Genomic DNA, 16,972 nt, shown 5'->3' with positions numbered 1-16,972 from the left:
GTCTACGAACGTGTCTTTATTTCTTCATCGCTTGTGTTTCAAAGCGGGTGCAAAACTAAAACTAATTTTTTAAACCTGCAAGAAAAAATTTGAAAAATTTTGAAGCTTTATTTTCGCCTCCATTTTCCTTTTTCCTTCCCAGTCTATCAAAGAGCTTTCCGTGTTTTGCGGGGTGCAAATGTAAATCGCTTTTTCAAATCTCGCAAGCTTTTTCGAATCTTTTTTTAGAAAATTTCTTCCCTTTTTAATTCTTATTCCCTTGCCGGCATTTCGATGAGCGTTTCGCTGTTGCGGGTGCAAAAGTAGAACCTTTTTCCGCTTTTCCAAGCTTTTTTATCCGCTTTTTTCAATCTTTTTTCAATCTTTTTCCAATCTTTTTCTTAACTGTCTGGAAGCGCTTCTTTTACGACTTGCTTTTTTTTGACGGCTTGTGGGGTTTTTCTGAGCTGCGGTGCGGTTTTGCCGTTTCATCGGGTTTTTGCAATGCCGCTTTTGCGGGGGTTCCGCCATTTGCCGCCCTTTTTGCGCGGCTTCTTATATTCTTAAAGGGGCGATTTACGTAAAAATGCCTTCCAGAAAAGCTCCTCCATGGCTCCGATGGAAGCGGAAATCCTTTTTTGCAGGCATTCGGAACAAAAAGATTGAAGCGCATAGCGGGAAACGGATCCCATTTATCATTAAAGCTTAATACTTCACATCTGCCCTGCATCATATTCCATACTTATATTATATGCATATAAAAAGCAAACCCGAAAGGTTTTCAAAAAACTGCCGGGTCTTACATTATATATAGTAGTCCTTTATATATAGTATTATTTTTTATTTAAGTCTTTGGCTTTCTGTTGCCATTTTTCTGATAGATCTTCATAATCTATCGGAGTGGCTGGTTTTTGATTTATTAATCGGCCAGATTCAAATGCTCGAACTAATATTGTTTCTATTAGATAGTCTTCGTTTACATCGTATGGCTTATATTCTTCTTTTAAACTAATGTCAAACAAATTGGCGGTTGTATTAGAAACAAAAGCTTTGAATCCGCTTTTTAATGTTTTGATTAGTTCATAAGTTGTAATTCCTGTTTGACGATGAACAAGCTTTACTAAAATCTGACCTTGTTTTCTAGAAAGCTTTTTAAGTCTTTCTTCGAATTCGTTATTTAAATAATCTTCGACGATTTTAAAATACTTCTTTTTTTCTCGACTCGTTTTTAAACGTGACATTCCATTATTCAAAGCCGTTAATCGCTCTGCTGCCAGCTTAGCATATGGATATACTTTATACACTCTATTTTGAAGAATTTGAAATTGTTTCATTTCCTCAGGACTCATCTTTTGTCCTTTTGAAATAATTATTTCTGGAAGCTGAATAGTATCGCCTAAAATAGAATCTCTTTCTGTTAATATATATCCCATTTGCTCGTTCTCTTTAGGAGTAACTTGGGCTTTGGAAGAAAAACAAACTAAGAGTAAAAATAAAAAGGTGGTTAATCTCATTGAATCATAATTTAAGTGTAAAATTATATATTTATACACAACTCTGATACCAAATTTATATTTTAGCGGAAAAATATTTTTATGAGCACAAATTCTATCTTAAACGATACTTCTCTAGCATTCTTAGAAAGCTACCTAAATAACGCTTCCCCTACTGGTTACGAAAGTGAAGGCCAGAAACTTTGGATGAACTATTTAAAACCTTATATTGACACCTTTATTACTGATACTTACGGAACTGCTGTTGGAGTAATTAATCCTGACGCACCGTATAAAGTTGTAATTGAGGGGCATGCGGATGAAATTTCTTGGTATGTAAATTACATTACAGAAGATGGTTTGGTTTATGTAATACGAAATGGTGGTTCAGATCATCAGATTGCTCCTTCTAAAAGAGTTAATATTCATACTAAAAACGGAATCGTAAAAGGTGTTTTTGGATGGCCAGCAATTCATACTCGTTTACGCGACAAAGAAGAAATTCCCAAACTAAGTAATATTTTTATTGATTTAGGTTGCGAAAACAAAGAGCAAGTTGAAGCTTTAGGTGTTCATGTTGGATGTGTGATTACGTATCCTGATGAATTTATGATCTTAAACGAAAACAAATTTGTCTGTCGTGCTATCGATAATAGAATGGGCGGTTTTATGATTGCTGAAGTTGCTCGTTTATTAAAAGAGAACAATAAAAAACTTCCTTTTGGTTTATATATTGTGAATTCTGTTCAGGAGGAAATTGGTCTTCGTGGAGCTGAAATGATTGCGCATAGAATAAAACCAAATGTAGCGATTGTTACTGATGTTTGCCATGACACCACTACTCCAATGATTGATAAAAAGGTAGAAGGTGATCTTAAAATGGGCAAAGGCCCTGTTATTGGCTATTCACCAGCAATTCAGAATAAATTACGTGATTTGATTGTAGACGTAGCTTCAGAAAATAAAATTCCTTTTCAGAGACATGCTACTTCACGTGCAACTGGAACAGATACTGATGCTTTTGCTTATAGCAATGGCGGTGTTCCCTCTGCATTAATTTCGCTTCCTTTACGTTATATGCATACAACAGTAGAAATGGTTCATAGAGATGATGTTGAAAATGTTATTAAGCTAATTTATGAGTCACTACTGAAAATCGAGAACAACGAGACGTTCTCTTACTTTAATTAAAAAAACAATACCGCACTAAATTCGGCTATTTCATGAAATGGCCGAATTTTTAAATCTCCCCAGAATGAAAATATTACTGCTCGAAGACGATTTTACTTTGTCTAAAGAAATCTCTGCCTTCTTTACCTCAAAGAAGTTCGAGTGTGTTCCATATTATGATGGCTCATTGTTACTGAAAAAGTATTTTCCGTACGAATATGATTTGATTATTCTTGATATCAATGTTCCTGGATTAAACGGAATAGAGGTATGCAAAGACATTCGTAAAATTGATATTAAAACGCCAATAATAATGTTGACCGCTTTTAGTGAAATTGAAGACAAATTATCTTCTTTTGATAATGGCGCAGACGATTATCTAGTAAAACCATTTCATTTTGAAGAATTATATGCTAGAGTACAATCTCTTTTAAGACGAAAGGAAGTTCCGCAACAGATAGAGAGCAAAATTGTGGTCAAAGATTTAGAAATTTATGAAGAAGACATGAAAGTTTTTAGATCTGGCGAAGAAATAAAACTTACTCCTAAAGAGTTTAAATTGATTTTAATTTTGGCTCATGCCAAAGGAAAAGTGCTTTCTAAACAATTTATTGCAGAAAAACTTTGGGATTATCATATCGAAACTAATCAAAATACAATTGAAGTTTATATCAACTTTTTAAGAAAGAAAATCGACAAGGATCATGAAATAAAACTTATTCGCACCAAAGTTGGTTACGGTTACTATCTAAGCGATCAAGAATGACATTAAAAAATAGAATATCACTTTTAGTCAGTTTACTGTTTACCATTCTTTTTGGACTGGCATCTACAGTGATATTCATTTTGTATTCTAATTATAGAAAAGAAGAGTTTAGAGATCGATTAGAAATTAAGGCTTTATCGAATATTAAATTATTGGTAAATGTCAAACAAGTCGACAATCAGCTTTTAAAAATAATAGACCAGAACTCTATTAATAAACTTTATGATGAGAAAACCTTAGTTTTTGATTCTAATTATAAACTTATTTATAGCAGTATCGATGATGCAAAAATCAATTGGTCTGTTGAAGATTTAAAATATTTAAAAAAGAATAAAACCTTTTTTAAACAGCAAGGAGATTACGAAGTTTATGGCGTTTTTTACGATACGAACGATAAAGATTTTTATGCTCTAATTTCTGCGACAGATGATTACGGAAAAAAGAAACTTCTTTTTTTAAGATACACATTAGTTGTTTCCTACATTTTCTTTACCACAATCTGCTGGCTATTAACTTCTTTTATGGTTAGAAAAGCAATGGATCCGCTTCTTGCTTTTCATCAGAAAATAAAAAACATAAACGAAAACAATCTCGATACCAGAATTGCATCTAATAGCACGAAGAACGAAGTTGATCTCCTTGCTGATGAGTTTAACTTTATGATGGATCGAATAGAAGTTTCCTACCAAAAACAAAAAGAATTTACTGCTCATGCCTCGCACGAATTAAGGACGCCTCTTTCTAGAATGACTTCGCAGATCGAAAATGCTATTGCCGATCCTGATATAAAACCAAAAAACAGTTCTTTTCTAAATAATATATTAGCCGATGTTAATCATTTAGGAGAGTTGATTAATTCCCTATTAATTCTTTCTAAAATTGATAATAGAAGAACAGAAAACAATGAAATTCAGCGTATAGATGAGATTTTATTCTCTTCTATAGAAAAAATCAACAAAACATTTCCAGATTTTGCTATTCTTTTTGAAATGGAAGAAAGTGATGATTTGGATACTGCTTTAGAAATAAAAGGAAATAAAAATCTTCTAGAAATTGCTTTAACCAACATTTTAAAGAATGCCTACATCTACTCCAATAACAAACAGGCAAAAGTAAAAATAAGCACTGATCATTATCATCTTATAATTTCAGTATCAAATACTGGAAACACTCTTAGCGAAGAAGAACAAAAAAGTCTTTTTGAACCTTTTATGCGTGGGCAAAATTCAAAAAGAACTTCAGGATTCGGTCTTGGTCTAAGAATTGTCCATCGCATTTTGACAGTTCATAAAGCCAACATAATCTACTCAACTCCAAATATTAACACGAATTTATTTCAATTATTTTTCGAATTATAAACTTTTTTAAGCTATTTTTAAGGTAGATTTTAAGCTCCCCTAAAGCCTGTTGATAGCATATTTGTATAATCCAAAAACAATACAATGAAAAAGTTATTCGCATTGCTGTTATTTGCAGTTCTAAATCAAGCTGCAATAGCCCAAAAAACAGCTACCTTAGAAGACTGTGAAGGCCAATTCTTAAAAAAGAATTTATTTCTCTTAGCATCGCAGTACAATATTGATGCTTCAAAAGCTCTAGCCATTCAAGCCCGAATTTGGGACAACCCCACTATCACTGCCGAACTTAATGCGTATAACCCCGAAAGAGACAAGTTTTTTGACATCGGGAAAGAAGGACAAAAAGCGTTTGGTATCGAACAGCTAATTTATCTTGGCGGTAAAAAACGTAACGAAGTTAAACTCGCACAAACCAATGCTCAATTGGCAGAATTATCATTTAATGATTTAATGCGCACCTTAAAACTACAACTTCGTAAAAGTTTTTATACTGTCTACTACAACAGTAAAAATCTCGAAAACACGGATAAACAATTGGCTCATATCGAAGATTTAATCAATTCTTATTCTGTTCAGGCTCAAAAAGGCAATATTCCTTTAAAAGATGTTGTTCGTTTGCAATCTTTATATCTTAATTTCAAAAATGAACGACTAGAAGTTGTAAATAACAATATAGAAGAGCAAGCAAATCTAAAGCTTTTAATGAACGAAACGGAAAATGTAATTCCAGTTGTCAGTAAAGATGATTCGAATAAATATTTAAAAATTATTCCTTTAGATATTAAAAGTTTCGAAGAACAAGCAATTGCAAATCGACCTGACTATTTAGCAAAACAAAAAGAAATAGAGGCTAATGAAATAAATGTAAAATGGCAAAAATCGCTTGCAATTCCAGATCTTACTTTAGGTGCAAATTACGATCAGCGAAGTGGAGCTTTTAATAAAGAATCTAATGTTAGCCTTGGTATTCCGCTACCATTATGGAATAAAAACAAAGGAAACATTAAATATGCTCAAACTATTTTAGAACAATCTAAAGTTGAAAAACAAAATTTTGAACTACAACTACAAACTGAAATTACTTCAGCTTGGACAAAATGGGATGAATCAAGACAAAACTACAGTGTGATTAAACCAACTGTAAATTCAGATTTTGAAGCAGTTTACAACGGAATGCTAACTAATTTTCAAAAACGAAATGTAAGCCTTTTAGAATTTACCGACTTTATGGAAAGCTACAATCAGGCAATAATTCAGTTAAACGAATTAAAGAAAAAAGTAGTATTAGCAGGTGAAGAGTTAAATAGTACCATCAACAAAGATTTATTTTAAAACAGTAAAGAAATGAAACATACATTATTCATAGGAATGGCAGTTGCAACTCTATCTCTAACAGGCTGCAAAAAAGAAGTAGAGAATCCTGAAACAAATACATCTTTTGTTTTAAGTGATACTATGCTAAAAACTACTACAACAGCCGAAGCTACGACCCAACCATTAAAGAACGAACTTAGTTTTTATGGAAAAATTACGGCTGATAATAATAAAATGATTGACGTTTACCCGTTGGTCGGCGGAAATGTTATGAAAGTAAATGTTGAACTTGGTGATTATGTAAAAAAAGGACAAGTTCTGGCAACCATAAAAAGTACCGATGTAGCCGATTTTGAAAAACAATCTATAGATGCTAAAAGTGATTTGCTTGTTGCAAAAAACAATTTAAAAGTAGCGCAAGAATTATTTGACGGCAAATTAAATTCTGAAAGTGATGTTCTACAGGCAAAATCTGAAGTAAACAAAGCACAGTCACAATTAAGTAAAATTCAGGAAACTTATAAAATTTACAATATTAAAGCAGGTTCTATTTATGAAGTGACAGCTCCAATAAGTGGTTTCATTATTCAAAAAAGCATTAATCAAGATATGCTTTTGCGTAATGACCGTTCTGAGAACATATTTGATATTGCAGAAATCAGCGAAGTTTGGGCAATGGCTAATATTAATGAAATCGATATTAATAAAGTAAAATTGGGAACAGCGGCTGCTGTTACTACCCTTAGTTATCCAGATAAAACGTTTAACGGAAAAGTAGATAAAATCTACAACGTAATTGATCCAGAAACTAAAGCAATGCAGGCAAGAATCAAATTGAGCAATCCTGATTACATGTTAAAGCCTGATATGAATGCGAATATCAAATTATCTTTTAATGAAAACCAATCGATGATAGCCGTACCTAGTAAAGCTATTGTTTTTGACAAAAGTAAAAACTTTGTTGTTGTATTTAAAGACCGTAATAACATAGAAACTAGACAAGTAGAAGTTTATCGAGTTGTTGGTGATACAACTTATATTTCAAGTGGTTTAAAAGAAAATGAAAAGGTAATCACAAACAATCAGCTATTTATTTATGGTGCTTTAAATAATTAAGATATGAACAAATTCATAAAAAATATTATTGCTTTCTCTTTAAAGAATAAAGCATTTACCTTCTTTTGGGTCGGATTATTGGCTGTTGCAGGATTTATTTCGTTCAAAAATATGCCTATTGATGCCTTTCCTGATGTTACCAATACGCAAATTATCATTATTACACAATGGAATGGAAAAAGTGCCGAAGAAGTAGAACGTTTCGTGACTTCTCCAATTGAGATTTCAATGAATTCTGTTCAAAAGAAAACAAGCGTTCGAAGTATTACAATGTTTGGATTATCGGTTATCAAAATTATTTTTGATGATGGTGTTGATGATACTTTTGCTCGCTTTCAAGTAAACAATTTATTGAAAAATGTTTCTCTTCCAGATGATGTAGAGCCAGACGTACAGCCGCCATACGGACCTACAGGAGAAATTTTCAGATATATTGTAAAAAGTAAAAGCAGAGACAGTAGGGAATTATTGACTTACCAAAATTGGGTAATTGATAAACAGCTTCGCTCTCTTCCAGGTGTTGCCGATTTAAATGTATTTGGAGGCCAAACTAAAACCTATGAAGTTGGAGTTGATCCAATTAAACTGGCTAAATATAATATTACTCCATTACAAGTTTATAATGCTGTAAATTCTGGAAACTTAAACGTTGGCGGTGATGTTATTGAGAAAAACGGACAAGCTTTTGTAGTTCGTGGTGTAGGTTTATTAAAATCTAAAGAAGACATTGGAAATATTATCGTTGACGATGCAGGAGGAAATCCTATTTTGGTAAAAAATCTAGCTGATGTTTACGAAAGTGCAATGCCAAGAGTTGGACAAACTGGTCTTGGAGATAACGACGACGAAGTTGAAGGAATTGTAGTAATGCGTAAAGGAGAAAATCCGCAGGAAACTTTGGCTTTAATCAAAGCAAAAATCAAAGATCTTAATGATAATGTTTTACCTAAAGACATTAAAATTGAAACTTTCTACGATCGCGATAATCTGATGAATTTCACGACCGAAACCGTAATGCATAACTTGTTTGAAGGTATTATTCTGGTTACTGTTGTCGTATTTCTTTTTATGGCCGACTGGAGAACTACTTTTACAGTTTCCATTGTAATTCCGCTTTCACTTTTATTTGCATTTTTATGTTTGAAAATGATGGGAATGAGCGCTAACTTATTAAGTTTGGGTGCTGTCGATTTCGGAATTATCATTGATGGAGCCGTCGTAATGGTTGAAGGGCTATTTGTGGTTCTAGACCATCGAGCGCATCAATTGGGAATGGAAAAATTCAATAAAATTGCAAAAGGAAGCTTAATTAAGAGAACAGGAACAGAAATGGGTAAAGCTATTTTCTTTTCAAAACTAATCATTATTACAGCTTTACTGCCTATTTTCTCATTTCAGAAAGTAGAAGGAAAAATGTTCTCTCCCCTAGCCTTTACATTAGGTTTTGCATTATTGGGAGCACTGATATTTACATTAACTTTAGTTCCAGTTCTATCGCATATTTTATTGAATAAAAATGTGAAAGAAAAACACAATCCGTTTGTTAATTTTTGGGATCGAATTGTTTCTAAAGGTTTTGCATGGACATTTAAACATAAAGTAAAAACTTTAATCGCTTCTATCGGAATACTAGCTGCTGTTTTCTTTTCTGCAGGTTTCTTAGGAACAGAATTTTTACCTCAATTAAATGAAGGCGCATTATGGGTTACTGCCGAGTTACCAATGAGTACTTCTCTTCCTGAAAGTGTTAAGACTGCTGCAATAATTAGAAAAGACTTAGAGAGTTTTCCTGAAGTAAAGAAAGTTTTGTCTCAAACCGGACGAAGCAATGATGGAACCGATCCTAATGGTTTTGGATTTATTCAGTTACAAGTTGATTTAATTCCGCAAAAGCAATGGAAACGTAAAATTTCTATGGACGATCTGATTAATGAAATGGATGAGAAACTGAAAGTTCATCAAGGAATCACTTATAACTATTCTCAGCCGGTAATTGATAACGTAGCCGAATCGGTAGCTGGATTTAAAGCCTCAAATGCGGTTAAGATTTATGGTGATGATTTAAATAAATTAGATCAGTTGGCAAATGAAGTTTTGGCTCAGATTAAAAATATTCCAGGTATCAAAGATGCAGGTATTTTAAGAAATGTTGGCCAGCCAGAAATAAGCGTTATTTTAGATCGAGAAAAAATGGCTGCTTACGGCGTAACTTTAAGCGATGCTCAAGCTGTTTTAGAATTAGCTTTTGGAGGAAAAACAGCAACTGAAAAGTATGAAGACGAAAAGAAATTTGATGTTCGTGTTCGTTTTTCAAAAGAATACAGAAAAGATGAGAAAGATTTAGAGGAAATTAAAGTTCCAACTATTAGCGGAATAAAAATCCCTTTAAAAGAAATCTGCGATATTAAAACTATTACCGGTCCAGCATTTATTTACAGAGATAATACAAAACGTTTTATTGGAGTTAAATTCTCTGTTCGTGATAGAGATTTAGGAAGTACAATTGCAGAAGCACAATCTAAAGTAAATAAATTGAAACTTCCTGCAGGTTATACAACAGGTTGGACTGGAGAATTTGAGAACCAAGTTCGTGCCAGTGCACGTTTGGCACAAGTTGTCCCTATCAGTTTAATTGGAATTTTTGTTCTGTTATTTATTTTGTTCGGAAACTTTAAAGATTCTCTTCTTGTTTTAGCCAATGTACCGTTTGCAATTATTGGCGGAATCATTGCGCTTCATCTTACAGAAATGAATTTTGGAATTTCTGCTGGAGTTGGATTTATTGCGCTTCTAGGAATTTGTATACAAAATGGAGTAATCTTAATATCCGAATTCCATCATAATCTAAAAGCAAAATACTCGCTGGAGGAATCTATTTTTAGAGGAGTCAAAGCCAGAACAAGAGCAGTAGTGATGACAGCATTAATGGCTTCTATCGGTCTTATGCCTGCGGCAATTTCTACAGGAATTGGTTCAGAATCTCAAAAACCGCTTGCTATTGTAATTATTGGCGGATTAATGACAGCAACAGTCCTAACCTTGTTGGTATTCCCGATATTATTTTGGGTATTTAATAGAAAAAAAGATGTGCCACTTGAATAGGTAGAAAAATATTTAGTTTTAAATCAATTTGTTGGGATTTAAAAAGGAAGAAGCATCATTCTAGTAATGATGCTTTTTTTGTTTTAGAAATTTAATTTTAAAACAAAAAAAAGACCTTTTGCTCAGAAAGGTCTTTTTACTAACTCAAAACTTTTAAACTGTTATTTCAAATCTTTCAAAAGCGCAATTGATTCTGAAGCATTTGATAATTCTGCATATCTTAATGCAGTAAATCCACTTTCGTTTTTTGTACTTGGTTTTGCACCATTTGCCAATAAAACTTTAATGATTTCGTACTTGTTGTAACGTGCAGCAGTCATTAAAGGCGTAAGCTCTTCAGACATTAAATTTACATCTGCACCGTACTCAATAAATTTTTGCACAGCTACGATATCTCCTTTACTAATTGCAACATTTAAAGGGTTTGCTGCATATTCTACTAATTCAACTGGATTTTTAGCAGTTGAAACTTCATTTGAAGCCATAGCTACATTTCCAAATGTTACCAAGGCTAGTCCTAAATAAATAACTGATTTTTTCATAATGATTGATTGTTTATTAATTGATTGATGATGATTTTAATTCTGATGTAAAAGTAATTTATTTTATCGTATTATGCATTACAAAGTACCATGTTTTAACCAATTCTTAACACTTACTTAATAAAACGATAATTAAAGAACCCAAACGTTACCAAATTACTGGTTTTACTATAATAGACTACATAAAAACAAAAATGTTACAATAAATCTTATTTTTTTTTTGATCTTTTTAAAATCGGTATCATTTCAAAACTCACAATTATTTTTTTAAATTTACTATGAGATTAAAAATCAAAAACATACAAGTATAGTTGCAAAGCCCTATAACTTCTATTAAGAAGGAAAAAAAACAAATCAAAAACTACTACCCTTAAAACAAAAACTATGATTTTTATTAAAAGATTACTAGTCATTCTAATTCTATTTATTTCAATTGTCTTGATTGCGGCTTATTTTATGCCAAAAGAATATTCGGTAGAAAGAGAAATTACGATTAACAAACCAGCTGATAGCATCTTCAAATATGTGAGATCACTAAAAAATCAAAATGAGTTTAGCGTTTGGGCCAATATGGATCCAAAAATGAAAGTTCATTATAAAGGAGCTGATGGTGCTGTAGGTTCTGTTTCTTCTTGGGAAAGCAATGTGAAAGAAGTTGGTGTTGGTGAAGAAGAGATTACAAAAATAACAGAAAACAGACGTCTCGAATTTGCGCTCCGTTTTAAGAAGCCTATGGAAGATAATGCTGTAGGATTTATGTCTACTGAACCTATTTCAGATAATCAGACAAAAGTGAGATGGGGAATTAGCGGTGTTATTCCATATCCAACAAACATTATGCTTCCAATGCTAAAAATGGACCAATTGATAGGAAATGATCTGCAAAAAGGTCTAGAAAATTTAAAAGATATAATGGAATAATTTTTCAGAGTTTTAAAAGAAAAAAGAGCAATTCATTTATTTGAATTGCTCTTTCTTATTTCATTTATGTTTTCTACTCTTTTCCATATTCACTTTATTCAAAATAGCAATCGATTCTGCAGATTTTCCAAACTCAGCGAAATGCAAAGCGGTATAACCTCTTTCATTTTCAAGTGAAGGTTCTGCCCCATTTTCGAGTAAAATTTTAATAATCTCTACTTGATTAAATCGTGCAGCCACCATCAAGGGCGTCATGTTATTTACTATTTTATTGATATTGGCTCCATACTTTATAAATCTCTTAACCGTTTCGATATCGCCTTTACTAATTGCTAGATGAAATGGAGAGTTCGAATAAATTGAAAATTCAGCTTGATTTTCAATTTTCAGTTCACAATTTGATGCTTTTATTTCATTTGTAAAAATGAAAATTAGCCCTAAAATAATTACTGCTTTTTTCATAATGATTGTTTGTTAAATGATTGATGATGATGATTTTCTATTTAGACGACTAAAAAGAGCATTAGGTTGCAGGAATAAGGAGAAAAATAAAAAAACGCAATTTAGGCAGACCAAAATTGCGTTTCTTTATTGATGTAAAAATAGATTATATCTTAAACTTCTTGCTGTATATATACTTCAAATCTTTTTCAAATAATGTAAAAGGATCGTTATAAAATTTCATAAAATCGGTTTCGCTAATTTGTCCAGGAAAAGGCGCATAATAGTGAGTTGGACTTGTAGTGTCATTTCGCCAAACTAAAACATAAGCCAATTGCAGATTTTCAGATTTTAAAGTTTTAAGTAAAATTTCTGTCCACCAATTTTCATTAGGAATTGATTCTAAACCAGTTTCTGTAAACGCAGCTACTTTTTTCCTTTTTACAGCCAAATCAGAAAATATTTTTAATTTTTTCAAACCAGCTTCTAAATCATATTTTCCATCACGTCCAAAATCGGCATAATCATCCATGCCCAAAATATCAACGAATTCATCGCCTGGATAACGCTCTAAATATTCTGATTCAGAATTAAATCGATTATCGGGAGAAAAAGCATAAATAAAATTGTGAACTCCTAAAGTATCTCTCAGATAAGAAATCGTAAACTGCCAAACGGCAATAAAATCTTCTCGAGAAGTATGTGATTTTCCCCACCAAAACCAATCGCCATCAAATTCATGAAAAGGTCTAAAAATCATTGGAGAAAGCTTTCCGTCCTTTGCTTTTACAGAATGGGCAAAATCGGCAATAGTTTTTAGAATTTCTTTATACTGTTCGTTATTAGAGCCACCAGGTTTAATTAAAGACATTGAAGCGGTTGAGATTCCGTCTTTCCAGTAAAATCCGCCATCAGACGCTGGATTATTAAAATGCCAAGAGACTGTTGTAATTCCGCCTCTTTCATAAGTATCGATTACATTTTTTCGTAAAACCTCTTTTGTTTTTTCAATCTGTTCTTTAGAACGACCCGAAAAATCGCTAAAATCTATACCAACAACAGCCGGATGCGACCCCGTAACCGACTTTACATCTGAACGATTAGGCTCATTACTCCAACCATGTCCATATTCAAGAGCGTGCTGATGTCCAAAAAGAATATGCTTTTTTGAAATGATTTTTAGATTCTGATATAAGTTTTTAGTTTCTTTTGTCGCATTTTTATCTATTTGCGCAAAAAGAAAATGCCCTACAGTAAGACAAACTAATAGGGCATTTTTTTTAGTAATAAGTTTCATGGCTTAAATAGTTAGTTTAAACCCAAAAGTATTACTTTGAAGAAAGGCAATCTGATACGTTTTATTCAATACGTTGACCAATATTATCAAAATAAAGATAATGCTTTTCTTTTTTTTTTTTGCATTAAAAATTTTTACTTCAGCCCTTTTAAAACAGCTTCAGCCTCTGTTGATTTTGAATATCTTGCATAATCTAATGCTCGTAATCCATGTTCGTTTTCTATGGAAGGTTTAGCTCCATTTGCTAGTAAGATTTTCACAATTTCTACATTATTAAATCGAGCTGCAAGCATTAAAGGCGTCATATTTCGCACAATTTTATTTACATCCGCACCATATTCAATACTTTTTTTTACGGTTTCAACATCTCCATTACACACAGCTATGTGCAAAGGCGATGAGAAATAATCTGAAATTTCAATTTGATTTTTAACTGCCAGCTTATGATTGGAAGCTGCTGCAAAATTTGCAAATACGGCAAGAGCCGTCCCTAGAATGATTACTGTCTTTTTCATGATTGATTATTTGTTTAATGATTAATGATTGTGATGATTACTTGTTAGACGCTCATAGTAGGCAAAACGTTGCATCAAAAATGAAAAAAAAGATAATTTTTCTTAAAAAAGACAAAGAACTGCAATCAGATAAGCTCAATTGCACTTTTCGCATAATTAAATTGGGATAATTTCAGATTAGATTTCATATCGAAAACCTATTTAAACGAAAAAAAGCCTCGCTGAATTTATCTCAGCAAGGCTTTTTATATATTTATTTTTTTAGCTTAAATCGAAATTATTATTTTGAAGAAAGGTAATCTAATACGTTTTTCTCAATACGTTGATCAATATTGTCGATGTCAGCTTTAACAAATTTCTCTCCTAAAATATTCTCATACAATTCGATATATCTTTCAGAAACTGACTCAATATATTCGTCAGTCATATTTGGAATCTGCTGTCCGTCTTTACCTTGGAAACCATTTTCGATTAACCAACGACGAACAAACTCTTTAGATAATTGTTTTTGCTCCTCTCCTTTTTCTTGTCTTTCAGCATAACCATCAGCGTAGAAATAGCGAGAAGAATCTGGAGTATGGATTTCATCAATTAAAACAATTACGCCATCTTTTGTTTTTCCGAACTCATATTTGGTATCCACTAAAATCAATCCACGTTTTGCAGCGATTTCAGTTCCTCTTTGAAATAAAGCGCGAGTATATTTTTCTAAAACTAAATAATCTTCTTCAGAAACAATTCCTTTTGCTAAAATGTCTTCACGAGAAATATCTTCGTCATGAGAACCATTATCAGCTTTTGTAGTTGGCGTAATAATAGGTTCTGGAAATTTATCGTTTTCCTTTAAACCTTCTGCCATTGTAACGCCACAAATTTGTTTTCTACCAGCAGCATATTCGCGAGCAGCGTGACCAGACAAATAACCACGAATTACCATTTCTACTTTAAAAGGATCACATAAATGTCCAACAGCAACGTTTGGATCTGGAGTTGCAATCAGCCAGTTTGGAACGATATCTTGCGTCAATTCCATAAATTTTGTTGCAATCTGATTCAGGATTTGTCCTTTGTACGGAATTCCTTTTGGCAAAACTACATCAAAAGCCGAAAGTCTATCTGTTGCCACCATTACTAAAAGTTCATCATTAATATTATAAACTTCTCTAACTTTTCCGCGGTAAACTGATTTCTGATTCGGGAAATTAAAATCTGTAGTTGTGATTGTATTACTCATTATCCTTTTAGTTGTGTTGTTTTTAATGAATGCAAATTTAAAACTATTTGACAGAGCAAACAAAGAAAATATCAGTTCAATTTTTGCAAATTATTTAAAGTTCAAAATTCCTTTGCCAAAAGATTTTATTGACTCGTCTAAACTTGAAAGTGTTGTGTCTGTCAATTTTTTAAAATCGGTTGATTTGACAATTAGAATCTGTCCTTGATCTTTAGCTGGCGCATTTGGAACAAAAATGACTGCTGAACCATTTTTATCTTCTTCAATTAAATGGGCCGGTTGCCAAAAATCTCCATTTTTAAACAAAATAGGTAAATCTGTTATGGGTTTAGGTTCTTTATTTCTTTTTAGTAATTTTTCTTCTGCTTCTTTTTTATTCTTTTCATAACCTGGCAAAAAGATCATTAATTTCTCGTCTACCCACTTTGTAAATCTTTTTAAAAGAGATAATCGCATTAGAAAACCGCTAAAATAAATTAGAGCTAACAAAATAATTCCGCCTGCGATATCAGTTGCATATTTTCCTAATACAAGATCTAGACGAAGAAAATGTGCAAATTTTTCGCCATAATTCTGAAAGAACTTCCAAACTTTTTCTAACAAAATAAAAAAAACTAAAAGCGGTAATAAAACCAATGCTCCCGAAATACAATTTCGTTCAACTTGAAGTAAAAATCTTTTCATTGCTAAAACAAATTTAAGGTTAAAAAAATAAGAGCTAACTCTCTGCGAATTAGCTCTTATAAAAATAACCATTATTTAGCATTCAGCAACAAAACTGAATATAAAACATTCTAAATTAAGTTGTTGCAAACTCTTTATCTAAAATTTTAGATGCAATATATTTTGCAACACCGTCTTCTGCATTTGTTTTAATTACTTCCAAATCAGGTAAAGCATCTTTTAAAATTGAAGGCGCATTTCCCATAATCAAACCTTTTCCGGTTGCAGACAACATTTGCAAATCATTAAAACCATCTCCAAACGAAATTGCCTCATCCAAAGTGAAACCTTCTTTTTCTAATACTTTTTCAATTGCAACTGCCTTGTCTACAGACTTATCCATAAACTCTAAACAAGTTGGCAAGCTAAAAGCATGATGCAAATGTTCTGAAGAATTAGCTAAAACAGCATCTCTTACTTTTACCAATTTCTCGTGATTATCGCAAGAAAAGAAAATTTTGATTGCTTTAAAATCTTCAATTGTTTTATAATCTACCAATTCTGGACGGTATTTTAATTCGGCTTGAAAAGAGTTCAATCTTTCATTCCATTTATTAGTCTGCCATACATTTTCTTTGAATAACACAACTGTAACATCTGGGTCAATTTCTATATTCAAAGCCGCTTTAACCACATCGCTGTCTAAATTAAAAGCAAAAAGTTCTTCTCTATTTGGCGAATGGATTCTTCCACCGTTAGAACTTACAAGATAAACTGGCACTTCAAGTGTGTCTATAATTGCCATTGCATCAAGATGATGACGTCCTGTAGCTACAATAATTAAGTAACCTTGATTATGAAGTTCTTGAAAAATTGATTTAGTATAATCTGAAATTCTGTGTTGTGGGTTGAGTAAAGTTCCGTCAAGGTCACTTACTACAACTTTTATATTTTTAAGTTTTGTCATATTAATATTCTAATATTTAGAATTGCAAATTTACGGCTTTAAGCTCGGTTAGACAAAGATTACAGGCTTTGAAAGCCAAAATTGAGGTAAGTTT

At 32.3% G+C, this 16,972-nt stretch carries 16 protein-coding genes; 7 read left to right on the top strand and 9 right to left on the bottom strand.

The window, feature by feature from the left end:
• Positions 1-69: 69 nt before the first annotated feature.
• Positions 70-327: a hypothetical protein gene (locus tag JC605_RS23810; protein WP_233074193.1), complete on the bottom strand. Its 258-nt coding sequence runs from the start codon at positions 325-327 to the stop codon at positions 70-72.
• 485 nt (positions 328-812) lie between these two features.
• On the bottom strand, positions 813-1,493 hold the full coding sequence (locus tag JC605_RS21375; RefSeq protein ID WP_198858131.1) for a DUF4294 domain-containing protein: 681 nt from the start codon (positions 1,491-1,493) through the stop codon (positions 813-815).
• A gap of 81 nt (positions 1,494-1,574) precedes the next feature.
• Between JC605_RS21375 and JC605_RS21370 the strand changes: the two genes are divergently transcribed.
• The 6 genes from JC605_RS21370 to JC605_RS21345 all read left to right on the top strand — a co-directional run bounded on the left by JC605_RS21370 (position 1,575) and on the right by JC605_RS21345 (position 10,298).
• On the top strand, positions 1,575-2,663 hold the full coding sequence (locus tag JC605_RS21370; protein WP_198858124.1) for a M42 family metallopeptidase: 1,089 nt from the start codon (positions 1,575-1,577) through the stop codon (positions 2,661-2,663).
• A gap of 64 nt (positions 2,664-2,727) precedes the next feature.
• Complete coding sequence (locus JC605_RS21365; protein WP_198858123.1) at positions 2,728-3,408, top strand: response regulator transcription factor; 681 nt, start codon at positions 2,728-2,730, stop codon at positions 3,406-3,408.
• The gene (locus JC605_RS21360; protein WP_198858122.1) at positions 3,405-4,766 is read left to right on the top strand and encodes a HAMP domain-containing sensor histidine kinase; all 1,362 of its coding nucleotides are present in this window, start codon (positions 3,405-3,407) and stop codon (positions 4,764-4,766) included. The genes JC605_RS21365 and JC605_RS21360 overlap by 4 nt, the downstream gene beginning before the upstream one ends.
• 84 nt (positions 4,767-4,850) lie before the next feature.
• Positions 4,851-6,098, top strand: a complete 1,248-nt coding sequence (locus JC605_RS21355) for a TolC family protein (RefSeq protein ID WP_198858121.1) — start codon at positions 4,851-4,853, stop codon at positions 6,096-6,098.
• Positions 6,099-6,110: 12 nt separating this feature from the next.
• Positions 6,111-7,196, top strand: a complete 1,086-nt coding sequence (locus JC605_RS21350; RefSeq protein WP_198858120.1) for an efflux RND transporter periplasmic adaptor subunit — start codon at positions 6,111-6,113, stop codon at positions 7,194-7,196.
• A 3-nt stretch (positions 7,197-7,199) separates the two neighbouring features.
• Complete coding sequence (locus tag JC605_RS21345) at positions 7,200-10,298, top strand: efflux RND transporter permease subunit (RefSeq protein ID WP_198858119.1); 3,099 nt, start codon at positions 7,200-7,202, stop codon at positions 10,296-10,298.
• A gap of 161 nt (positions 10,299-10,459) precedes the next feature.
• Here JC605_RS21345 and JC605_RS21340 read toward each other — a convergent pair whose 3' ends face one another.
• Positions 10,460-10,840 carry an ankyrin repeat domain-containing protein gene (locus tag JC605_RS21340; protein WP_198858118.1) on the bottom strand — a complete coding sequence of 127 codons (381 nt, stop codon included), beginning with the start codon at positions 10,838-10,840 and terminating at the stop codon, positions 10,460-10,462.
• A 384-nt stretch (positions 10,841-11,224) separates the two neighbouring features.
• Here JC605_RS21340 and JC605_RS21335 point away from each other — a divergent pair, with 384 nt between their 5' ends.
• Positions 11,225-11,761 carry an SRPBCC family protein gene (locus tag JC605_RS21335; RefSeq protein ID WP_198858117.1) on the top strand — a complete coding sequence of 179 codons (537 nt, stop codon included), beginning with the start codon at positions 11,225-11,227 and terminating at the stop codon, positions 11,759-11,761.
• Positions 11,762-11,821: 60 nt separating this feature from the next.
• Here JC605_RS21335 and JC605_RS21330 read toward each other — a convergent pair whose 3' ends face one another.
• From JC605_RS21330 to JC605_RS21305, 6 genes are all read right to left on the bottom strand, one after another.
• The gene (locus JC605_RS21330) at positions 11,822-12,223 is read right to left on the bottom strand and encodes an ankyrin repeat domain-containing protein (RefSeq protein ID WP_198858116.1); all 402 of its coding nucleotides are present in this window, start codon (positions 12,221-12,223) and stop codon (positions 11,822-11,824) included.
• Between the two features lie 145 nt (positions 12,224-12,368).
• Positions 12,369-13,499: a glycoside hydrolase family 26 protein gene (locus tag JC605_RS21325; RefSeq protein ID WP_198858115.1), complete on the bottom strand. Its 1,131-nt coding sequence runs from the start codon at positions 13,497-13,499 to the stop codon at positions 12,369-12,371.
• 134 nt (positions 13,500-13,633) lie between these two features.
• Complete coding sequence (locus tag JC605_RS21320; protein ID WP_198858114.1) at positions 13,634-14,014, bottom strand: ankyrin repeat domain-containing protein; 381 nt, start codon at positions 14,012-14,014, stop codon at positions 13,634-13,636.
• A gap of 280 nt (positions 14,015-14,294) precedes the next feature.
• Positions 14,295-15,248: a phosphoribosylaminoimidazolesuccinocarboxamide synthase gene (locus JC605_RS21315; protein ID WP_198858113.1), complete on the bottom strand. Its 954-nt coding sequence runs from the start codon at positions 15,246-15,248 to the stop codon at positions 14,295-14,297.
• Positions 15,249-15,338: 90 nt separating this feature from the next.
• The gene (locus tag JC605_RS21310; protein WP_198858112.1) at positions 15,339-15,932 is read right to left on the bottom strand and encodes a hypothetical protein; all 594 of its coding nucleotides are present in this window, start codon (positions 15,930-15,932) and stop codon (positions 15,339-15,341) included.
• Between the two features lie 115 nt (positions 15,933-16,047).
• A complete protein-coding gene (locus tag JC605_RS21305) occupies positions 16,048-16,878 on the bottom strand; it encodes a Cof-type HAD-IIB family hydrolase (RefSeq protein ID WP_198858111.1) in 831 nt (276 codons plus the stop codon).
• Between the last annotated feature and the right edge of the window lie 94 nt (positions 16,879-16,972).

Source organism: Flavobacterium sp. IB48, assembly GCF_016405855.1.
Lineage (GTDB): Bacteria > Bacteroidota > Bacteroidia > Flavobacteriales > Flavobacteriaceae > Flavobacterium > Flavobacterium ginsengisoli.
Note: the sequence above shows the minus strand (reverse complement) of the source record. Positions and strands in the feature narration are given on the sequence as shown.

Bases quoted from the DNA above. Each gene is read 5' to 3' on its own strand.
- JC605_RS21375 (WP_198858131.1), bottom strand. From the start codon at position 1,493: ATGAGATTAACCACCTTTTTATTTTTACTCTTAGTTTGTTTTTCTTCC.
- JC605_RS21305 (WP_198858111.1), bottom strand. From the start codon at position 16,878: ATGACAAAACTTAAAAATATAAAAGTTGTAGTAAGTGACCTTGACGGA.
- JC605_RS21355 (WP_198858121.1), top strand. From the start codon at position 4,851: ATGAAAAAGTTATTCGCATTGCTGTTATTTGCAGTTCTAAATCAAGCT.
- JC605_RS21360 (WP_198858122.1), top strand. From the start codon at position 3,405: ATGACATTAAAAAATAGAATATCACTTTTAGTCAGTTTACTGTTTACC.
- JC605_RS21365 (WP_198858123.1), top strand. From the start codon at position 2,728: ATGAAAATATTACTGCTCGAAGACGATTTTACTTTGTCTAAAGAAATC.
- JC605_RS21325 (WP_198858115.1), bottom strand. From the start codon at position 13,499: ATGAAACTTATTACTAAAAAAAATGCCCTATTAGTTTGTCTTACTGTA.
- JC605_RS21335 (WP_198858117.1), top strand. From the start codon at position 11,225: ATGATTTTTATTAAAAGATTACTAGTCATTCTAATTCTATTTATTTCA.
- JC605_RS21330 (WP_198858116.1), bottom strand. From the start codon at position 12,223: ATGAAAAAAGCAGTAATTATTTTAGGGCTAATTTTCATTTTTACAAAT.
- JC605_RS21320 (WP_198858114.1), bottom strand. From the start codon at position 14,014: ATGAAAAAGACAGTAATCATTCTAGGGACGGCTCTTGCCGTATTTGCA.
- JC605_RS21350 (WP_198858120.1), top strand. From the start codon at position 6,111: ATGAAACATACATTATTCATAGGAATGGCAGTTGCAACTCTATCTCTA.
- JC605_RS21310 (WP_198858112.1), bottom strand. From the start codon at position 15,932: ATGAAAAGATTTTTACTTCAAGTTGAACGAAATTGTATTTCGGGAGCA.
- JC605_RS21370 (WP_198858124.1), top strand. From the start codon at position 1,575: ATGAGCACAAATTCTATCTTAAACGATACTTCTCTAGCATTCTTAGAA.
- JC605_RS21340 (WP_198858118.1), bottom strand. From the start codon at position 10,840: ATGAAAAAATCAGTTATTTATTTAGGACTAGCCTTGGTAACATTTGGA.
- JC605_RS21345 (WP_198858119.1), top strand. From the start codon at position 7,200: ATGAACAAATTCATAAAAAATATTATTGCTTTCTCTTTAAAGAATAAA.
- JC605_RS21315 (WP_198858113.1), bottom strand. From the start codon at position 15,248: ATGAGTAATACAATCACAACTACAGATTTTAATTTCCCGAATCAGAAA.